Here is a 15,766-nt window from a genome sequence, read left to right as displayed (position 1 = left end):
GGGTGCTTGGGTTCTGACGGTCCTCGCCACACCCATGATCTGTGGGAGTTGCGAGGACCGTGGGCGTTGAGCGGGTTGATCTTGCGGGGTCGAGGGAGCGTTTCCTTGCGCGGCCGCTACGAGGCCGCCGGGGTGGCCGACCGCTTCGGCTCGGGGGCCGCACCCGAGTCGGCCCCCCGCTCCGGGGCCGGCTCCGCCTTCGGCGCCGCGGAAGGCGAGAAGGAAGCCGACGGAGCCGGTTCCGGTTCCGGCTCGCTCAGTTCCGCCGGACCGCCCGACGCCGGTTCGCCCAGCTCCTCCAGGGCCTCCTGGGCCAGGGGGGCGGCCAGCGGCGAGAACTCCGGGTTGGTCCGGAGCGCCTCCTCCAGATGCCCGCGGGCCGGCCCGTCCTGTCCGAGGCTGCTCTCGATCACTCCCAGGTGGTACGCGTACGAGGCGTTCCGTTCCCCCGTCTCCACCGCCCGCTCCGCGTACCGCACGGCCTCCTCGGACCGGCCCGCCCTGTGCAGCGCCCAGCCCAGCGCGTCCGACACCGCCGAACTGCGGCGCAGCGACGCCCACTCCGTGCGCATCAGCTCCACCGCCGCTTCCGGGTCGCCGTGGTCGGCCTCGTAACGGGCCTCCAGCACGGACTCGTTCACCCCGGCCGCCCTCGCCCGGTCCAGGAGCCTGCGCAGCTCGGCGTACTGGGTGCGGGCGTCGCCGTCCAGGTCCATGGACTCGTACAGCTCACCCAGTTCGAGGACGTACTCCGGCAGGGGCAGCTTCACGGTGACCGTCCGGTAGTCGGCCAGCGCCTCGTCCGTGCGGTCCAGGGCGGCCAGGGCCCGGGCCCTCCCCGCCCGGGAGGCCAGGTGGCCGCGGTCGGTGCGCAGGGCGGCCTCGTACTGGGCGAGGGCCTCCGCGGGTTCGCCGCGCTCCCAGGCCAGGCCGCCCAGCCGGTGCAGCGCCGCCGCCTTCTCGGCGGGACCCGTGGCGCGGTCCGCCGCCTCCTGGGCGGTGGCCAGGGCGTCCTCACGCCAGCCCTGGTTGCGGTACATGTCGGACGTCCTGGCCAGCGAGGGGGCACCCTTGCGCAGCGCCCCGAACCTCTCGGTGGCCTTCCCCGCCGCCTCGTACTCGCCCAGGCCGTTGTACGCGTCGATCAGGACCGGGTAGGCCGTCCAGTCCTTCGGCTGCCGCGCGCGTACCGTCTCGCCCCACTTCTTCGCCGCGAGGTGGTCGTGCCGGGCGTTGGCCAGCGCGCCCAGCCCCACCCACGCCTGCGTGTTCCCCCGCTCACCGGGCTGCGCGGCCAGCGAGCGCTGCAGGGCCCGCTCCGCCCGCGTGTAGTACGCGGGGTCCGCGGAGCGCCGGCCCCACTCCACGTACGCCGTACCGAGCGCAGCCCAGGACGGGGCGTCGGACGGATGGGTCTCGACCCACTTCTGCCGGTCGCCGATCAGCGCGGTGAGGTCGGACAGGGACGCCGGGGAGCCGGCCGCCGCCGCGGCCTCGGCCCGCGCCACCGGCCCCGGCGCGGGTGGCACGGTCTTCTTCGCCACCTCGTCCGGTACGGCGACGACCGCGCCGGCCACGAGGACGGCGCCCGCGACGGCACCGAACGCGGCCCTGCGCAGCGTGGTGCGCAGGGCCGGGGGAGGGGGTGGGACGGACGTCGCGCCCTCCGGCGGCAGGGTGGAGGAGAGCGGCTCCGGATTCTGCTGCGGCTTGGCATCCATGGCCATCACTCTGCGTCAGTATGAAGAGCACATCGCGCTCTGCGTCCATCGGCGTAGACGGGTTCACACCATTGGCCCCGGGTGTCAGGCTTGGATCATGGACTCACTCCTCGAACAACTGCGGGCAGGTCTCCCGGCCGAGGCGCTGCTCACCGACCCGGACATCACCGCCTCGTACGCCCACGACATGGCGAGCTTCTGCGATGCCGGTGCCCCCGCCGTCGTGGTCCTCCCGCGCACGGTCGAGGAGGTCCAGCACGTCATGCGGACCGCCACCGCACTGCGGGTGCCCGTGGTGCCCCAGGGGGCCCGGACGGGTCTGTCCGGCGGCGCGAACGCCTCCGACGGCTGCATCGTGCTCTCCCTGGTGAAGATGGACCGGATCCTGGAGATCAGCCCGGTCGACCGGATCGCGGTCGTCGAACCGGGCGTCGTCAACGCCACGCTCTCGCGCGCCGTCGGCGAGCACGGGCTGTACTACCCGCCGGACCCGTCCAGCTGGGAGATGTGCACCATCGGCGGCAACATCGGGACCGCGGCGGGCGGCCTGTGCTGCGTGAAGTACGGCGTCACCGCCGAGTACGTCCTCGGCCTGGACGTCGTCCTGGCCGACGGCCGGCTGCTCCGTACCGGCCGGCGCACCGCCAAGGGCGTCGCCGGATACGACCTCACCCGGCTCTTCGTGGGGTCGGAGGGCAGTCTCGGCATCGTCGTCAAGGCCGTCCTCGCACTGCGGCCGCAGCCTCCGCGACAGCTCGTGCTCGCCGCCGAGTTCCCCTCCGCGTCGGCGGCCTGCGACGCCGTGTGCGCGATCATGGAGCAGGGACACACCCCGTCACTCCTCGAACTGATGGACCGTACGACCGTGCGCGCCGTCAACGCGATGGCCGCCATGGGACTGCCCGAGTCCACCGAGGCACTGCTGCTCTGCGCCTTCGACACCCCCGACCCGGCGGCCGACCTCGCCGCCGTCGGGGAACTGTGCGTCGCCACGGGCGCCACCGAGGTGGTGCCCGCCGACGACGCGGCCGAGTCCGAACTCCTGCTCCAGGCCCGCCGGCTGTCGCTGCCGGCCCTGGAGACGGTCAACTCCGCCACGATGATCGACGACGTGTGCGTACCGCGGTCGAAGCTCGGCGCGATGCTGGAGGGCACCGCCGCCATCGCCGAGAAGTTCGACCTGACGATCGGGGTCTGCGCCCACGCGGGCGACGGGAACACCCACCCCGTCGTCTGCTTCGACCACACCGACGCGGACGAGTCCCGCCGGGCCCGGGCGTCCTTCGACGCGATCATGGCACTCGGTCTCGAGCTCGGCGGCACCATCACCGGTGAACACGGGGTCGGCGTGCTGAAGAAGGAGTGGCTCGACCGCGAACTGGGTGAGGTGGGAGTGGAGTTGCAGCGCGGCATCAAGGCGGCCTTCGACCCGCTCGGCCTTCTCAACCCCGGCAAGCTGTTCTGACCGGCAGGCGGTTCCGGCCCGCCAGGACCGCTCCCCCCGCCCGGTTCCGGGGTCCGGCCCCGGCTGCCCCGGGCGCCGTCCGCACCGGTCACGGCTCACCGTCCTGGGATTCCTCGGCGGCCCACGGATCGGTCAGCCAGGCGTCGTCGGCCGGCAGGGGGGTGAGCAACTCGGCGAGGGCCGCGTCCAGGCCCAGCAGGGCGTTCTCGGAGCCCGGCGGCACGATCACCAGGGTGCGCTCCACCCAGGCGGAGACGGCGGCCGACGGCATCTCCAGCAGGGCGTTGCCGTCCGGTGAGGCCAGCGCGACGCAGATGACGCCACGGCCGTCGTCCCGGGTCGGCCAGATGCGTACGTCCCCCTGCCCGCACGGCCTGAACACGCCCTCCACGAGCAGCTCCCGGGCGAACGTCCAGTGCACCGGCGACTCCGAGCCGACGTGGAAGGCGATGTGCACGGCGTACGGGTCGTCGGTGAGGTAGGAGAGCCGGGCGGGCACGGGAACGGACCGCTCCGGCGACAGGACCAGCATCATCTCCAGCTCACGTTCCACGACGTCTCGCATGGCAAGCACCTTCCGTTGGTCGTAGAGGCCGGTCCCCTGACCGGTCCGCACAAGGAGAGAGAGCCTTCCCGTCCGCCCATGACGCGACTTCCCGGAAAATCCTCCGGCGACCCTGAAAGTGGTCCAAACGTCAGGACGGGCCCGGGGGTGCGCGGCGGTCTGATAGATGTGGACCCTTGTATTGAGGCCTCGAAGAGATACGGGACCACGGTGATGAGCGCCCCAACCCCGGCACCCGGTGACGAAAGCCCCCGCGAGGGCTACTACCCCGACCCGTCCATTCCCGGATACGTCCGGTACTGGAACGGCGCGTCGTGGGTCCCCGGTACGAGCCGGCCCGCGCCCCGGAGCGACGGGACGGCGGCCACCCAGCAGCAGGGCGGTACGGCAGCCGCACAGACGGCGGACGCCGCCCCTCAGCAGGCGGACCGCCGGCCGGACCGACATCCGGCCCGCCGGCCGGCGCAGCGGACCGCTCCGGTGGACGAGACCGGACCGATGTTCCTCGACGAGGTCGAGGAGGCGGGCGACTTCGGTGGTGGCGGCGGAGGGACGGGCGCGGGCGGCAGCCGCCCCGAACCGGCGTCCGCCTGGCAGGCCGACACCGCCCGGCAGGCGGGGTTCGGCGGAGAGCACGACCACCGCGTCTCCTGGGGAGGCCCCGCCCCCCGCACGGCCGGCGACCCGCCGTCCGCGACGGCCCGGCCGGACGCGGCTCCCTCGGGCACCGGGCCCGCCCCCGCAGGCGACGCCGCGGCCGGCCGGCCTCCGGCCGACCCCCGCGTGCCCGGCTCCGGTCCGGCGCGGGGCGCCCTGCCCGGGACGAGGGACGGTGCCGGTGACGTGCCCGACGGGACCCCCGCCGTCCGGGCGGACCGGCCGGGAGATGCGTGCGAGGGGGGCCGCCCGCCGTCCGACGGCACGCTCACCATCCGCGCGCTCGACCCGGGCGGCGCCCGCACCCCGCGTCCCCGCGCGTCCGGGCCCGTGCCCGCCGACGGCACGATGGCGATGCGCGCGGTGCCGCCCGCCGTCACCCCGCAGGCACTCACCCCTGCCCCCGCACCGCCTCAGGCGCCCGCCCCTTCCCCCGAACCGCCACGGGCCCGGACCCCGGAGGCCGCTCCGCACACGCCCCTGACCCCCGGCCCCGGCGGCGGGTCCGCCTCCTGGGCGCAGCAGGTCCAGCAGCTCGCCCAGCCCGGACAGACGGCCCGGCCGCAGCAGCAGCCGGTCCCCCCGCAGCAGTCGGTACCCCCGCAGCAGCACGGTGCCGGGCCCGGGCAGCAGCCCGTGGTGCCCTGGAAGCCCCCGGTCGACGACCCCTTCCAGCAGATGGCCCGCTCCCAGGCGTCCGCCAGGCCCGCCGGTCTCGGCAAGCGGCTGGCAGCCCGACTCCTCGACACGGTCGTGCTCGGCGCACTGGCCGGCGCCGTCGGCTTCCCGCTGGTCACCCAGGCCATGGACCACATCGACGGGAAGATCGAGGCGGCGAAGCAGTCCGGCGAAACCGTCACCGTGTGGCTGCTGGACTCCACCACGGCCGGACTGCTCGGTGCGGTGATCGGCGCGTTCCTCGTGCTGGGCTTCGTGCTGGAGGCCCTGCCCACCGCCAAGTGGGGCCGCACGCTCGGCAAGAAGCTGTGCGGCCTCGAGGTGCGCGACATCGAATCCCACCAGGCGCCCACGCTCGGGGCCGCGCTGCGCCGCTGGCTGGTGTACGGGGTGCTGGGCCTGCTGGCCGTCGGCGTGGTGAACGTGCTGTGGTGTCTGGTCGACCGGCCGTGGCGCCAGTGCTGGCACGACAAGGCGGCCCGGACCTTCGTGGCGGGCTGAGGCGCCGGGGCCGAGGTACCGGGCAACGGGCAGGGGTGCGCCGGGGACCCGCGCCCGTCGCGTACGGCCTGACGCCCGACCACCTGACACAGGGACAGGTAGGAGCCGGCCCGTCGGCCCCGGCCCGGCCACCCCGTACGCCCGTGTGCTGACGCCCCGTCCCCCGAAAGCACCTCAGCCGTTGCGGGCCCGCACGGGCCGCGGTGCACTGCCCCCATGAGCAACGAGCCACCGCCGCCGCCACCCGGTCAGCCGCCCGGGGACGATCCCTATTCCAAGCGGCCGCCGCAGGGCCCGCCGCCACCGCCGGGCGGCCCGCCCCCACCGCCGTACGACCCCGGTCCGTACGGCGGAGGCGGTCCGTACGGCGGTGCCGATCCGCTGGCCGGAATGCCGCCGCTCGCCGAGCCGGGCAAGCGGATCCTGGCGCGGCTGATCGACTTCCTCATCATCTCGATCCCGCTGTACCTGATCTCGCTGCCCTGGGGTGGCGCGCTCGATTACAACGGGGACAACGGGAACGGCAACTTCGGCAACGCCGTCGGCAGCGCCTACAGCGGGCACCAGCTGGTCTGGTCGCTGATCGGCCTGGTGGTCTACGTCGCCTACGACACGTACTTCACGCACAAGGACGGCCGGACGCCGGGCAAGCGGCTGCTGAAGATGCGTGTGGCGATGCTCAACGACGGCTCGGTGCCCGACACGAGCTCCGCGCTGATGCGGGCCGTCGTGCTGTGGCTCCCGGCGCTGCTGTGCTGCCCTTGCCTGTGGTGGCTGATCAACATCATCTTGATGTTCACCGACAAGCCCTACCGGCAGGGCCTGCAGGACAAGGCGGGCAAGACGGTGGTGGTCGCCGTGAGGTGAGGCGGCGAAACGCTGCCGGACGCGCTGTCAGCGGTGCAGCGAGTGCTCCCCGACACGCTCGTCCCGGCGTACGGAAGCCGTCCCGGCGTCGTCGGGCACGGGCCGGGTGCGGGCAGGTGACGGCGCCGTCGTCCGCCGGGCCGGTCCGAGCCGTCCGGGCAGCGGGACGGTCACGGCCACCAGCAGACCGATGACCAGTGCGGCGACACAGATGACGGCCACGCCGACGCCGGATTCCGTGCGGGACAGCAGCAGCATGGCGAGGGCCGAGGCGACGACGGTGACCGAACCGTAGGAGAACTGTGCGGCAGTCGGACGAGGCATGGCGTTATCCGTCCTCAGGGTGTCGGATAGGGGTCTCTCAACACGTTCGCACTGTCAATCGACTCTACGACGGTGGATGCCCTGAGAGACGGGGTAGTAAGCGTGACCTAACCCGTGGTGCCGGTGCACAGGGGGCGCACTGAGTCACACGGCCGCCGGCCGGGTTGCGGGACGCGCCGGTCGGTCCGTCGGACTTCCCGGTGAACGTCCGGATACCGGAACAAGGCTTTCGCATAGTGCACTTGGCCTGTGCAAGTCAAGATCTGTCTTTTTTCTCGTAACTCCGATCAAATGTCGTCACTTGTGACGCGTCAACGCGCGCGGCCCTGCTTCATCCTTCCTGGCCGCGGACGCGAACGCCGGGGAGGACTGCATCAAGTGACCACTACAAGACGGGCGCTGCGCGCCACCGCAGTAGCCGTGGCCCTGGCCGCCACCGCTGCGACGGCATCGGCCTTCGCCACCGCGCAGGCGGACGACAGGACGTCGGGATCGGACGCGTCCCTCGTGGACCGCCGCGATCCCGCGCCGGCCAAGGCGCACGAGCACGACCTGGACGGCCCCTTCAGCAAGGAGCAGGACGCCCAGCGTCAGGCCGCGCTGGAGCAGGTGCTGTCCGGCGACAAGAAGGTGACCACCCGGGGTGGTTCCAAGGTCGTCAAGCTCGGCACGAGCAAGTACGTCGAGCTCGGCCGCGAGAAGACCGACAAGATCTTCACCATCCTCGTGGAGTTCGGCGACAAGGTCGACGACACCACGATGTTCGACCCCGACGGCGACGGCCCCAAGCCGCCCGTCAAGAAGTACGGCGGTACGCCCGGCCCCCTGCACAACCGGATAGCCGAGCCCGACCCCGAGAAGGACAACAGCACCGCCTGGCAGGCGGACTACAGCCAGGCGCACTTCCAGGAGCTGTACTTCGGGCAGGGTGAGGGCAAGGACTCGCTCAAGACGTACTACGAGAAGACGTCCTCCGGGCGCTACTCGGTCGACGGCGAGGTCTCCGACTGGGTGAAGGTGCCCTACAACGAGGCGCGTTACGGCTCCAACTACTGCGGCTCGACCAACTGCGCCAACGTCTGGGACACCGTCCGCGACGGCGTCAACGCCTGGGTCGCCGACCAGAAGGCCAAGGGCCGCACGCTCGACCAGATCAAGGCGGACCTCGCCCAGTACGACCAGTGGGACCGTTACGACTTCGACGGCGACGGCAACTTCAACGAGCCCGACGGCTACATCGACCACTTCCAGCTGGTCCACGCCGGCGAGGACGAGTCCGCGGGCGGCGGCGCCGAGGGCACCAACGCCATCTGGGCGCACCGCTGGTACGCCTACGGCACCAACGCCGGTGCGACGGGCCCCGCCGGCAACAAGGCCGGTGGCGCCGAGATCGGCGACACGGGCATCTGGGTCGGCGACTACACCGCGCAGCCCGAGAACGGCGGCCTGGGCGTCTTCGCCCACGAGTACGCCCACGACCTCGGCCTGCCGGACCTGTACGACACCTCCGGCGGCGGCGAGAACTCCGTCGGCTTCTGGTCCCTGATGTCGGCGGGCTCCTGGCTCGGCACCGGCCAGGGAGAGATCGGCAACCTGCCGGGCGACATGACCGCCTGGGACAAGCTCCAGCTCGGCTGGCTCGACTACGGCACGGCCAAGGCCGCCACGAAGTCGACGCACAAGCTCGGCGTGTCGGAGTACAACACCAAGGACAAGCAGGCGCTCCTTGTCGAGCTGCCGAAGAAGCCCGTGACCACCAGCGTCGTGAAGCCCGCCGAGGGCTCCAAGCAGTGGTGGAGCGACATGGGTGACGACCTGTCGAACACCCTGACCCGCTCGGTCGACCTGACCGGCAGGACGTCCGCCTCGCTGGACCTGTCCGGCTGGTACGACATCGAGGCCGACTACGACTACCTCTACACCGAGGTCTCGGACAACGGCGGCGCCTCCTGGACCGCGCTCGACGGCACCGCCGACGGCAAGGCCATCCCGCGCGACGCCAGCGACAAGCCGGCCCTGACCGACGTCTCGGGCGCGTACAAGAAGCTCTCGTACCCGCTGGACGCCTACGCCGGCAAGAAGATCGACCTCCGCTTCCGCTACCAGACGGACGGTGGCGCGGGCGGCAAGGGCTTCACGGCCGACGCCATCACCGTCACCGCCGACGGCGCCGCGCTCTTCGCGGACAACGCCGAGGGCGACGACAACGGCTGGACCGCCAAGGGCTTCTCCCGCATCGGAGAGTCGTTCACCAACGACTACCCGCAGTACTACATCGCGGAGAACCGCCAGTACGTCTCGTACGACAAGACCCTCGAGGTCGGCCCGTACAACTTCGGCTTCTCCACCACCCGCCCCGACTGGGTCGAGCACTACGCCTACCAGAACGGCCTCATGGTGTGGCTCTGGGACACCTCCCAGAAGGACAACAACACCTCGGTCCACCCCGGCCACGGCCTGATCCTCCCGGTGGACTCCCACGCCAAGCCGCTCAAGTGGACCAACGGCTCGCTCCTGCGCAACAAGATCCAGCCGTTCGACGCGCCGTTCAGCTGGTACCCGAACAAGGGATTCACGCTGCACAACGCGGACGTGGCGCTGAAGATCAAGCCGTCGCTGGGCGTCCCGGTCTTCGACGACCGCAAGGGCACGTACTGGTACGAGGAGAACCCGACCGGAAGTGTCCAGGTCACTGACACCAACACCCGGATCTCGATCGTCGACGAGCCGCTCAGCGGCTCCACGATGACCGTGAAGGTCGGCCGCTCGGGCAAGTAGTCCTAAAACAAGCAGGTCAGAACATGATCGGCCGTCGCCCTCTAGCGGGCGGCGGCCGATCGTGTTTAGGTGCGTCCTACCGAATTCTTATTGACACGATGTCTCACGGGGGGAGTGCCACGCATGGCAGGCGGAGGTTTCTGCAGACTGCCCAACGGAACGGTGGTGGTGGCAGTCGCACTGAACCGGCCGGCCGGAGGCACGGGGCCCGCAGGCCCCGTACGGGTGCTGGTCCACGCCGCCAACCGGGCGCGCGCCCTGACCCGGCTGCGCAACCTCGGACTGCGCGCCGTCTACCTCAGGGGCAACGCCCAGCCGCCCACCCCCGACGAGATCACCGCGGTCCTGCACCACCCGGACGGGCTGCTGTGGCGCACGGCGCCCCCGACCGGCCAGGAGCTTTGGCACCAGGAGCTCTGGCACCCGATACGTGCACTGCTGGGCCCCGCCGGGTACGCAGGCCCCGCCCGTCCGGCCGCCTGAACCCGCCGGAAGGACGGTTCAGACGACGGGCTTGCCGGACAGCTCCACGCCCGCCGTACGCATCTCCTCCAGGGCCCGGTCCGTCGTCCCCTCGGCCACCCCGGCGGTCAGGTCCAGCAGCACATGCGTCGTGAAACCCTCGCGTGCCGCGTCCAGGGCCGTGGCACGCACGCAGTGGTCCGTGGCGATGCCGACGATGTCCACCTCGGTGACGGACCTGTCGCGGAGCCACTGGGCGAGCCCCGTCCCGTTCTCGTCCACGCCCTCGAAGCCGCTGTACGCGGCGGCGTACGCCCCCTTGTCGAAGACGGTGTCGATCGCCCCGGAGGCGACGGCCGGGGCGAAGTTCGGGTGGAAGCCCACGCCCTCGGTACCGGCGACGCAGTGCGCCGGCCAGGAACGCTCGAAGTCGGGCGTCGCCGAGAAGTGGTCACCCGGGTCGATGTGGTGGTCGCGGGTGGCCACCACGTGGCGGTATCCGGGCTGGGCCTGGCCGATGAGGTCGGTGATGGCGGCGGCGACGTCGGCACCGCCCGCCACCGCGAGGCTGCCGCCCTCGCAGAAGTCGTTCTGAACGTCGACGACGATCAATGCGCGATGCATGGCGGGTGTCCTTCGGTGGGGGTTCGACTCGGGCGTTCGACGGGGGGCCGGGCGGCGGTCGCACGGACGGCGGGGATACCACCGAGCCTAGAGACTCGGCGGAGCCGGCGGGAGGGGGCGCACCGCCCGGGTCCGCCCGCCCGCCCCTCCCGGCCCTCTCACACGTACTCGGTGGGGATCACCGGCTCGCCCCGCGACAGCTGCGTCGCCGACAGCGGCAACCCCGCGCGCGCCGCGACGTGCCGCTCCCGCGCCGCCTCCAGCGGCTCCCGGGCGACCACCTCGCCTCCCTTGACCAGCTCCACCTGGAGCTCCCGGAGTGCCGGATCCGCCACGAACTCCCCGGTGCCGACCACCTCGGCCTCGGCCACCCCGTCCCCGTCCAGCCGGCGCGCCGCCCACTTGCGGCCGCCCCGCGACGACTTGGCGCCCAGCGACTTCTTCACCACCGGGACCAGAGGGTCGGCGGGATCGGCCGACGTCGCGCGCGCGACCAGTTTGTAGACCATCGAGCACGTCGGGTGCCCGCTCCCGGTGACCAGCTGCGTACCCACCCCGTAGGAGTCGACCGGCGCGGCGGCCAGCGAGGCGATCGCGTACTCGTCCAGGTCCGACGTCACGACGATCTTCGTCTCCGTGGCACCCAGCTCGTCCAGCTGCTGCCGCACCCGGTGGGCGACCAGCAGCAGATCGCCCGAGTCGATCCGTACGGCCCCGAGCTCCGGCCCGGCCACCTCCACCGCCGTACGGACGGCCTCGGCCACGTCGTACGTGTCCACCAGCAGCGACGTGCCCCGCCCCTGCGACTCCACCTGCGCCCGGAACGCGTCCCGCTCGCTGTCGTGCAGCAGCGTGAAGGCGTGCGCGCTCGTCCCGACGGTCGGGATGTTGTACCGGAAGCCCGCCGCCAGGTCCGACGTGGTGTGGAAACCGCCGACGTACGCGGCCCGGGCCGAGGCCACCGCCGACAGCTCGTGGGTGCGCCGCGCACCCATCTCGATCAGCCGGCGGCCCTGCGCCGCCGAGGACATCCGGGACGCCGCGGCGGCGATCGCCGAGTCGTGGTTGAGGATCGACAGGATCACGGTCTCCAGCAGCACGCACTCGGCGAAGGAGCCCTCGACCCGCAGGAGCGGCGAGCCGGGGAAGTACACCTCTCCCTCCGGGTATCCCCAGATGTCCCCGCCGAAGCGGTAGCCGGCCAGCCAGTCGGCGGTGGCGTCGTCCACGACACGCCGGTCACGCAGGAAGGCGAGCATCTCGTCGTCGAAGTGGAAGTTCTCCACCGCGTCCAGCACCCGCCCGGTCCCCGCGACGACGCCGTAGCGCCGTCCCTCCGGCAGCCGCCGGGTGAAGACCTCGAAGACGGAGCGCCGGTCCGCCGTGCCGGCCTTCAGTGCCGCCTGCACCATCGTGAGCTCGTACTGGTCGGTGAAGAGCGCGGTCGACGGCACACCGACCCGTCGCCCAAGGTCCGCTGAGTTCATGACGGCGATGCTACTCCCTATTCGTCAAACTGACGAGATGGGGTCTCCGTTTGTGCGCCGGCCCCCTCCTGGTGGCAGCATGGGGCATGTGAGCGTTGCTGCCCCCGTAGAGATCGAACGTCCCGAGTCGGCCGAGGAGACCTTCGCCGTCCCCGAGCCCGATGTCCCCTGGGTGACGCTGGTGCACAACGATCCGGTCAACCTGATGAGCTATGTGACGTATGTCTTCCAGGCCTACTTCGGCTACTCCAAGGACAAGGCGCACAAACTGATGCTCGACGTCCATCAGAAGGGCCGCGCCGTCGTGTCCAGCGGGAGCCGGGAGGAGATGGAGCGCGACGTCCAGGCCATGCACGGCTACGGCCTCTGGGCCACGCTGACCCAGGACCGCAACTGACCCACCGCTGCCCCTCCGTCCGACCCACCATCGGAGAATTCATGGCCGGCCACTTCGAGGCCACCCCCGGCGGCGGCGCGGCCGTCGCGCTCGACGAGGTCGAGATCGCCATCCTGCGCTCCCTCGCCGTCCAACTGCTCGAGCTCATCGGCCCCGGCGACCAGCCCGCCGACGGCGAGGACCCCCTCGCCGCCCTCTTCGCCGAGGGGCCGAGCGAACCGCCCACCGACCCCGCCCTGGCCAGACTCTTCCCCGAGGCCTACGGGGACGAGGACAAGGAGCTGCGGGAGGCGTCGGCGGAGTTCCGCCGCTTCACGGAGAACGACCTGCGCACCCGCAAGCGCGAGGACGCCCTCGTCGTCGTGCGGACCCTGGACGCGCTCGGGCCCGTCGGGGACGGCGGTGCGGTCCTCACCCTCACCGCCGACCAGTGCCGCAACTGGCTGGGATCCCTCAACGACCTCCGCCTCACCATCGGCACCCGCCTGGAGGTGTCCGACGAGGACGACGGCCAGGACGGCTCGCTCTACCGCCTCCCCGACAGCGACCCCCGCAAACCGATGGTGATGGCCTACCTATGGCTCGGCGCCCTCCAGGAAACACTCGTGGAAACACTGATGCCGTAGGACCCCGCGCGGATCGGACGATCGCCGTTCGCTCAACGGCGGCTCAAATCCGAATAACGATCCCGTCACCTGAACAGCCTTTTTTGCAGCGCCTGGAAACCCTTGTCCGCTTTTTCCTGTGACGTGCGCCACATAATGTCCGGTGGATCATCCGGGTACACGTGATAAATCTTCACGACCGCCCGGGGACGCCACCCCTGTCCCCGGGGGCGCCAGGGGCCGGCCGAACGCCGGCGGCACTCCATCCATATCCGGGGGGATCAGGACCTGATCCGACGCCTACGACGGCGCGGATCAGCGTGGAGAAAGGCGCACCACCATGACATCGGCGCAGGTCGACAACGGACAGGCGGGCGGCCCCGAGGCCGCGGAAGCCACAACGGGCGAGGGCTACCAGCGTGGCCTGGGAGCCCGGCAGATCCAGATGATCGCCATCGGCGGCGCTATCGGCACCGGACTCTTCCTCGGTGCGGGCAAAGCCATCGACCGGGCCGGACCCAGCCTCATCCTGGCGTACGCCATCGCCGGCCTGGTCATCTTCTTCATCATGCGCGCCCTGGGCGAACTCCTCATGTACCGCCCCGTGTCCGGCTCCTTCTCGGAGTACGCACGCGAATTCCTGGGCCCCTTCTTCGGATTCGTGACCGGCTGGACCTACTGGCTCTTCTGGGTCGTCACCGGGATCACCGAAGTCACCGCCGCAGCCACGTATATGACGTACTGGTGGGATATCCCGCAATGGCTGTCCGCGCTGGTCTTCACCTTCATCCTGTACGGAGCCAACCTGATCTCGGTCAAGGTCTTCGGTGAACTCGAGTTCTGGTTCTCGATGGTCAAGGTCACCGCGATCCTCGGCATGATCCTCATCTGTGCCGGCGTCCTCACCGTCGGCTTCTCCGACGCCGGGGACACCGCGACCGTCGCCAATCTCTGGAATGACGGGGGCTTCTTCCCCGAAGGCATCAGCGGCACCCTGATGACCCTCCAGATCGTGATGTTCGCCTTCCTCGCCGTCGAACTCGTCGGCGTCACCGCCGGCGAGTCCAAGGACCCCGAGACCGTCCTGCCCAAGGCCATCAACACCGTGCCGTGGCGCATCGCCGTCTTCTACGTCGGCGCGCTCATCATGATCCTCTCCGTGGTCCCCTGGAGCACGTTCAAGCCCGGAGTCTCGCCGTTCGTCGCCGCGTTCGAGCAGATGGGCCTCGGCATCGGCGCGGCGATCGTCAACTTCGTCGTCCTCACGGCCGCGCTCTCCTCCTGCAACTCCGGCATGTACTCCACCGGCCGCATGCTGCGCGACCTCGCACTCAACGGCCAGGGGCCGAAGGCGTTCACCCGGCTCACGAAGAACGGCCTGCCGCTCACCGGAACCACCTTCTCCGCCGCCCTGATGCTCGTCGGGGTGTGGATCAACTACCAGTGGCCCGGCGACGCCTTCAATTACGTCGTCTCCTTCGCCACCATCTCCGGCATGTGGGCCTGGATCATGATCCTGGTCTGCCAGATCCGCTACCGCGCCAAGTCCGACCGCGGCGAACTGCCCCGGTCCCCGTTCAGGGCGCCCGGTGCCCCCTTCAGCAGCTGGTTCGCCCTCGCGTTCATCGGCCTCGTCATCGTCATGATGGCCGTCGACAAGGACGCCCGGATCTCGCTGTACTGCGCACCCCTGTGGGGGCTCATCCTCGGGGTCTCGTTCCTGGTCCTCAAGGCCCGCAACCCCCAGAACGCCTCCTTCGCCAAGCGCTGACCCGCGTACGGCACCCCCGGGCACGGCCGCCCCGACGGCCGGGTCCGGCATCCGGCCCTCCCGTACCGCCCGCCGGTACGGGAGGGCCGCTCCGCTCCCGGCGGTCGCGCACGGGAGCGCCTCTCCGCCCGCGGCGGGCCCGTCCTATCCTGGCGCCATGCTGACCCTCACCCAGGCGCTCCACGACCAGATCGTCGCGCACGCCCGCGCCGACCACCCCGACGAGGCGTGCGGAGTGGTCGCGGGCCCGGCCGGAACGGGCCGCGCCGAACGCTTCATCCCGATGCTCAACGCCGCGCGCTCACCCACGTTCTACGAGTTCGACTCCACGGACCTGCTGAAGCTCTACCGCGAGATGGACGACCGCGACGAGGAGCCGGTGATCATCTACCACTCCCACACGGCGACCGAGGCCTACCCCTCCCGCACCGACGTCTCGTACGCCAACGAGCCCGGCGCCCACTACGTGCTCGTCTCCACCGCGGACACCGACGAGGCGGGCCCCTTCCAGTTCCGCTCGTTCCGCATCGTGGACGGCGAGATCACGGAGGAGGATGTACAGGTCGTCGACGCCTACCCCTCGGCCGCCTGACCGCACGGAAAGCGGGGGCGGGCCCCTCCACCCCCGCCCGTCCGTCCATCTGGCGAACGCTCACCGTCCACGATGCGGGATCACACTCCGGGTTCCGGGTGGGGAATCGATACGATGAGCGCATGGTTCCCCATGACGTGAGCGACAAGACGCCGGGCATGCTGCTCGTCGCGCGGCTGCACGTCGACCTGTGCAGGCTCTCCAGCGCGATGTGTCCCGCCGCGGCATGCCCGTGAACCGCACGGCCTGACCCCGGGCCCGAGCGCCCTCAC

The 15,766-nt window shown here is 71.2% G+C and carries 15 protein-coding genes; 10 read left to right on the top strand and 5 right to left on the bottom strand.

Annotated elements, in window-relative coordinates:
* Positions 1–116: 116 nt before the first annotated feature.
* Positions 117–1,721 carry a tetratricopeptide repeat protein gene (locus tag ACH4VO_RS05810; protein ID WP_360987437.1) on the bottom strand — a complete coding sequence of 535 codons (1,605 nt, stop codon included), beginning with the start codon at positions 1,719–1,721 and terminating at the stop codon, positions 117–119.
* Positions 1,722–1,818: 97 nt separating this feature from the next.
* Here ACH4VO_RS05810 and ACH4VO_RS05805 point away from each other — a divergent pair, with 97 nt between their 5' ends.
* On the top strand, positions 1,819–3,186 hold the full coding sequence (locus ACH4VO_RS05805) for an FAD-linked oxidase C-terminal domain-containing protein (RefSeq protein WP_360987440.1): 1,368 nt from the start codon (positions 1,819–1,821) through the stop codon (positions 3,184–3,186).
* Between the two features lie 88 nt (positions 3,187–3,274).
* Here ACH4VO_RS05805 and ACH4VO_RS05800 read toward each other — a convergent pair whose 3' ends face one another.
* On the bottom strand, positions 3,275–3,751 hold the full coding sequence (locus tag ACH4VO_RS05800) for an SsgA family sporulation/cell division regulator (protein WP_360987442.1): 477 nt from the start codon (positions 3,749–3,751) through the stop codon (positions 3,275–3,277).
* A gap of 213 nt (positions 3,752–3,964) precedes the next feature.
* On the opposite strand from ACH4VO_RS05800, the gene ACH4VO_RS05795 reads away from it, so the two are divergent.
* Both ACH4VO_RS05795 and ACH4VO_RS05790 read left to right on the top strand, forming a co-directional pair.
* Positions 3,965–5,587, top strand: coding sequence for an RDD family protein (locus tag ACH4VO_RS05795; protein WP_360987444.1), 1,623 nt, complete (start codon positions 3,965–3,967; stop codon positions 5,585–5,587).
* A gap of 216 nt (positions 5,588–5,803) precedes the next feature.
* Positions 5,804–6,454: an RDD family protein gene (locus ACH4VO_RS05790; protein WP_360987446.1), complete on the top strand. Its 651-nt coding sequence runs from the start codon at positions 5,804–5,806 to the stop codon at positions 6,452–6,454.
* 27 nt (positions 6,455–6,481) lie between these two features.
* Here ACH4VO_RS05790 and ACH4VO_RS05785 read toward each other — a convergent pair whose 3' ends face one another.
* Complete coding sequence (locus ACH4VO_RS05785; RefSeq protein WP_360987448.1) at positions 6,482–6,778, bottom strand: hypothetical protein; 297 nt, start codon at positions 6,776–6,778, stop codon at positions 6,482–6,484.
* 378 nt (positions 6,779–7,156) lie between these two features.
* Between ACH4VO_RS05785 and ACH4VO_RS05780 the strand changes: the two genes are divergently transcribed.
* Complete coding sequence (locus ACH4VO_RS05780; RefSeq protein WP_360987450.1) at positions 7,157–9,556, top strand: immune inhibitor A domain-containing protein; 2,400 nt, start codon at positions 7,157–7,159, stop codon at positions 9,554–9,556.
* 123 nt (positions 9,557–9,679) lie between these two features.
* Positions 9,680–10,039 (top strand): hypothetical protein, encoded by a 360-nt coding sequence (locus tag ACH4VO_RS05775; protein WP_360987452.1) that lies wholly within the window; start codon positions 9,680–9,682, stop codon positions 10,037–10,039.
* Between the two features lie 18 nt (positions 10,040–10,057).
* On the opposite strand, the gene ACH4VO_RS05770 is transcribed toward ACH4VO_RS05775, so the two are convergent.
* Both ACH4VO_RS05770 and ACH4VO_RS05765 read right to left on the bottom strand, forming a co-directional pair.
* A complete protein-coding gene (locus ACH4VO_RS05770) occupies positions 10,058–10,642 on the bottom strand; it encodes an isochorismatase family protein (RefSeq protein WP_360987454.1) in 585 nt (194 codons plus the stop codon).
* 158 nt (positions 10,643–10,800) lie between these two features.
* Positions 10,801–12,129, bottom strand: coding sequence for a nicotinate phosphoribosyltransferase (locus ACH4VO_RS05765; protein ID WP_360987457.1), 1,329 nt, complete (start codon positions 12,127–12,129; stop codon positions 10,801–10,803).
* Between the two features lie 79 nt (positions 12,130–12,208).
* On the opposite strand from ACH4VO_RS05765, the gene clpS reads away from it, so the two are divergent.
* From clpS to ACH4VO_RS05740, 5 genes are all read left to right on the top strand, one after another.
* Positions 12,209–12,526: an ATP-dependent Clp protease adapter ClpS gene (clpS, locus tag ACH4VO_RS05760; protein ID WP_069172987.1), complete on the top strand. Its 318-nt coding sequence runs from the start codon at positions 12,209–12,211 to the stop codon at positions 12,524–12,526.
* A gap of 41 nt (positions 12,527–12,567) precedes the next feature.
* A complete protein-coding gene (locus ACH4VO_RS05755) occupies positions 12,568–13,152 on the top strand; it encodes a DUF2017 domain-containing protein (RefSeq protein ID WP_360987459.1) in 585 nt (194 codons plus the stop codon).
* A gap of 319 nt (positions 13,153–13,471) precedes the next feature.
* Positions 13,472–14,902: an amino acid permease gene (locus ACH4VO_RS05750; protein WP_360987461.1), complete on the top strand. Its 1,431-nt coding sequence runs from the start codon at positions 13,472–13,474 to the stop codon at positions 14,900–14,902.
* Positions 14,903–15,059: 157 nt separating this feature from the next.
* The gene (locus tag ACH4VO_RS05745) at positions 15,060–15,494 is read left to right on the top strand and encodes a M67 family metallopeptidase (RefSeq protein ID WP_360987463.1); all 435 of its coding nucleotides are present in this window, start codon (positions 15,060–15,062) and stop codon (positions 15,492–15,494) included.
* Positions 15,495–15,616: 122 nt separating this feature from the next.
* Entirely contained in the window at positions 15,617–15,730 is a 114-nt protein-coding gene (locus ACH4VO_RS05740; protein ID WP_015577357.1) for a putative leader peptide, read from the top strand.
* Positions 15,731–15,766: the final 36 nt, after the last annotated feature.

Source organism: Streptomyces sp. NPDC020780 (genome assembly GCF_044334475.1).
Classification (GTDB): Bacteria; Actinomycetota; Actinomycetes; order Streptomycetales; family Streptomycetaceae; genus Streptomyces.
This window is presented reverse-complemented; position numbering and strand designations above follow the sequence as displayed.

What these genes read in the sequence shown, in the direction of transcription:
- ACH4VO_RS05800 (WP_360987442.1), bottom strand. Translation starts at nt 3,751, where the DNA reads ATGCGAGACGTCGTGGAACGTGAGCTGGAGATGATGCTGGTCCTGTCG.
- ACH4VO_RS05810 (WP_360987437.1), bottom strand. Translation starts at nt 1,721, where the DNA reads ATGGATGCCAAGCCGCAGCAGAATCCGGAGCCGCTCTCCTCCACCCTG.
- ACH4VO_RS05765 (WP_360987457.1), bottom strand. Translation starts at nt 12,129, where the DNA reads ATGAACTCAGCGGACCTTGGGCGACGGGTCGGTGTGCCGTCGACCGCG.
- ACH4VO_RS05785 (WP_360987448.1), bottom strand. Translation starts at nt 6,778, where the DNA reads ATGCCTCGTCCGACTGCCGCACAGTTCTCCTACGGTTCGGTCACCGTC.
- clpS (WP_069172987.1), top strand. Translation starts at nt 12,209, where the DNA reads ATGGGGCATGTGAGCGTTGCTGCCCCCGTAGAGATCGAACGTCCCGAG.
- ACH4VO_RS05750 (WP_360987461.1), top strand. Translation starts at nt 13,472, where the DNA reads ATGACATCGGCGCAGGTCGACAACGGACAGGCGGGCGGCCCCGAGGCC.
- ACH4VO_RS05755 (WP_360987459.1), top strand. Translation starts at nt 12,568, where the DNA reads ATGGCCGGCCACTTCGAGGCCACCCCCGGCGGCGGCGCGGCCGTCGCG.
- ACH4VO_RS05805 (WP_360987440.1), top strand. Translation starts at nt 1,819, where the DNA reads ATGGACTCACTCCTCGAACAACTGCGGGCAGGTCTCCCGGCCGAGGCG.
- ACH4VO_RS05745 (WP_360987463.1), top strand. Translation starts at nt 15,060, where the DNA reads ATGCTGACCCTCACCCAGGCGCTCCACGACCAGATCGTCGCGCACGCC.
- ACH4VO_RS05775 (WP_360987452.1), top strand. Translation starts at nt 9,680, where the DNA reads ATGGCAGGCGGAGGTTTCTGCAGACTGCCCAACGGAACGGTGGTGGTG.
- ACH4VO_RS05740 (WP_015577357.1), top strand. Translation starts at nt 15,617, where the DNA reads ATGGTTCCCCATGACGTGAGCGACAAGACGCCGGGCATGCTGCTCGTC.
- ACH4VO_RS05770 (WP_360987454.1), bottom strand. Translation starts at nt 10,642, where the DNA reads ATGCATCGCGCATTGATCGTCGTCGACGTTCAGAACGACTTCTGCGAG.
- ACH4VO_RS05790 (WP_360987446.1), top strand. Translation starts at nt 5,804, where the DNA reads ATGAGCAACGAGCCACCGCCGCCGCCACCCGGTCAGCCGCCCGGGGAC.
- ACH4VO_RS05795 (WP_360987444.1), top strand. Translation starts at nt 3,965, where the DNA reads ATGAGCGCCCCAACCCCGGCACCCGGTGACGAAAGCCCCCGCGAGGGC.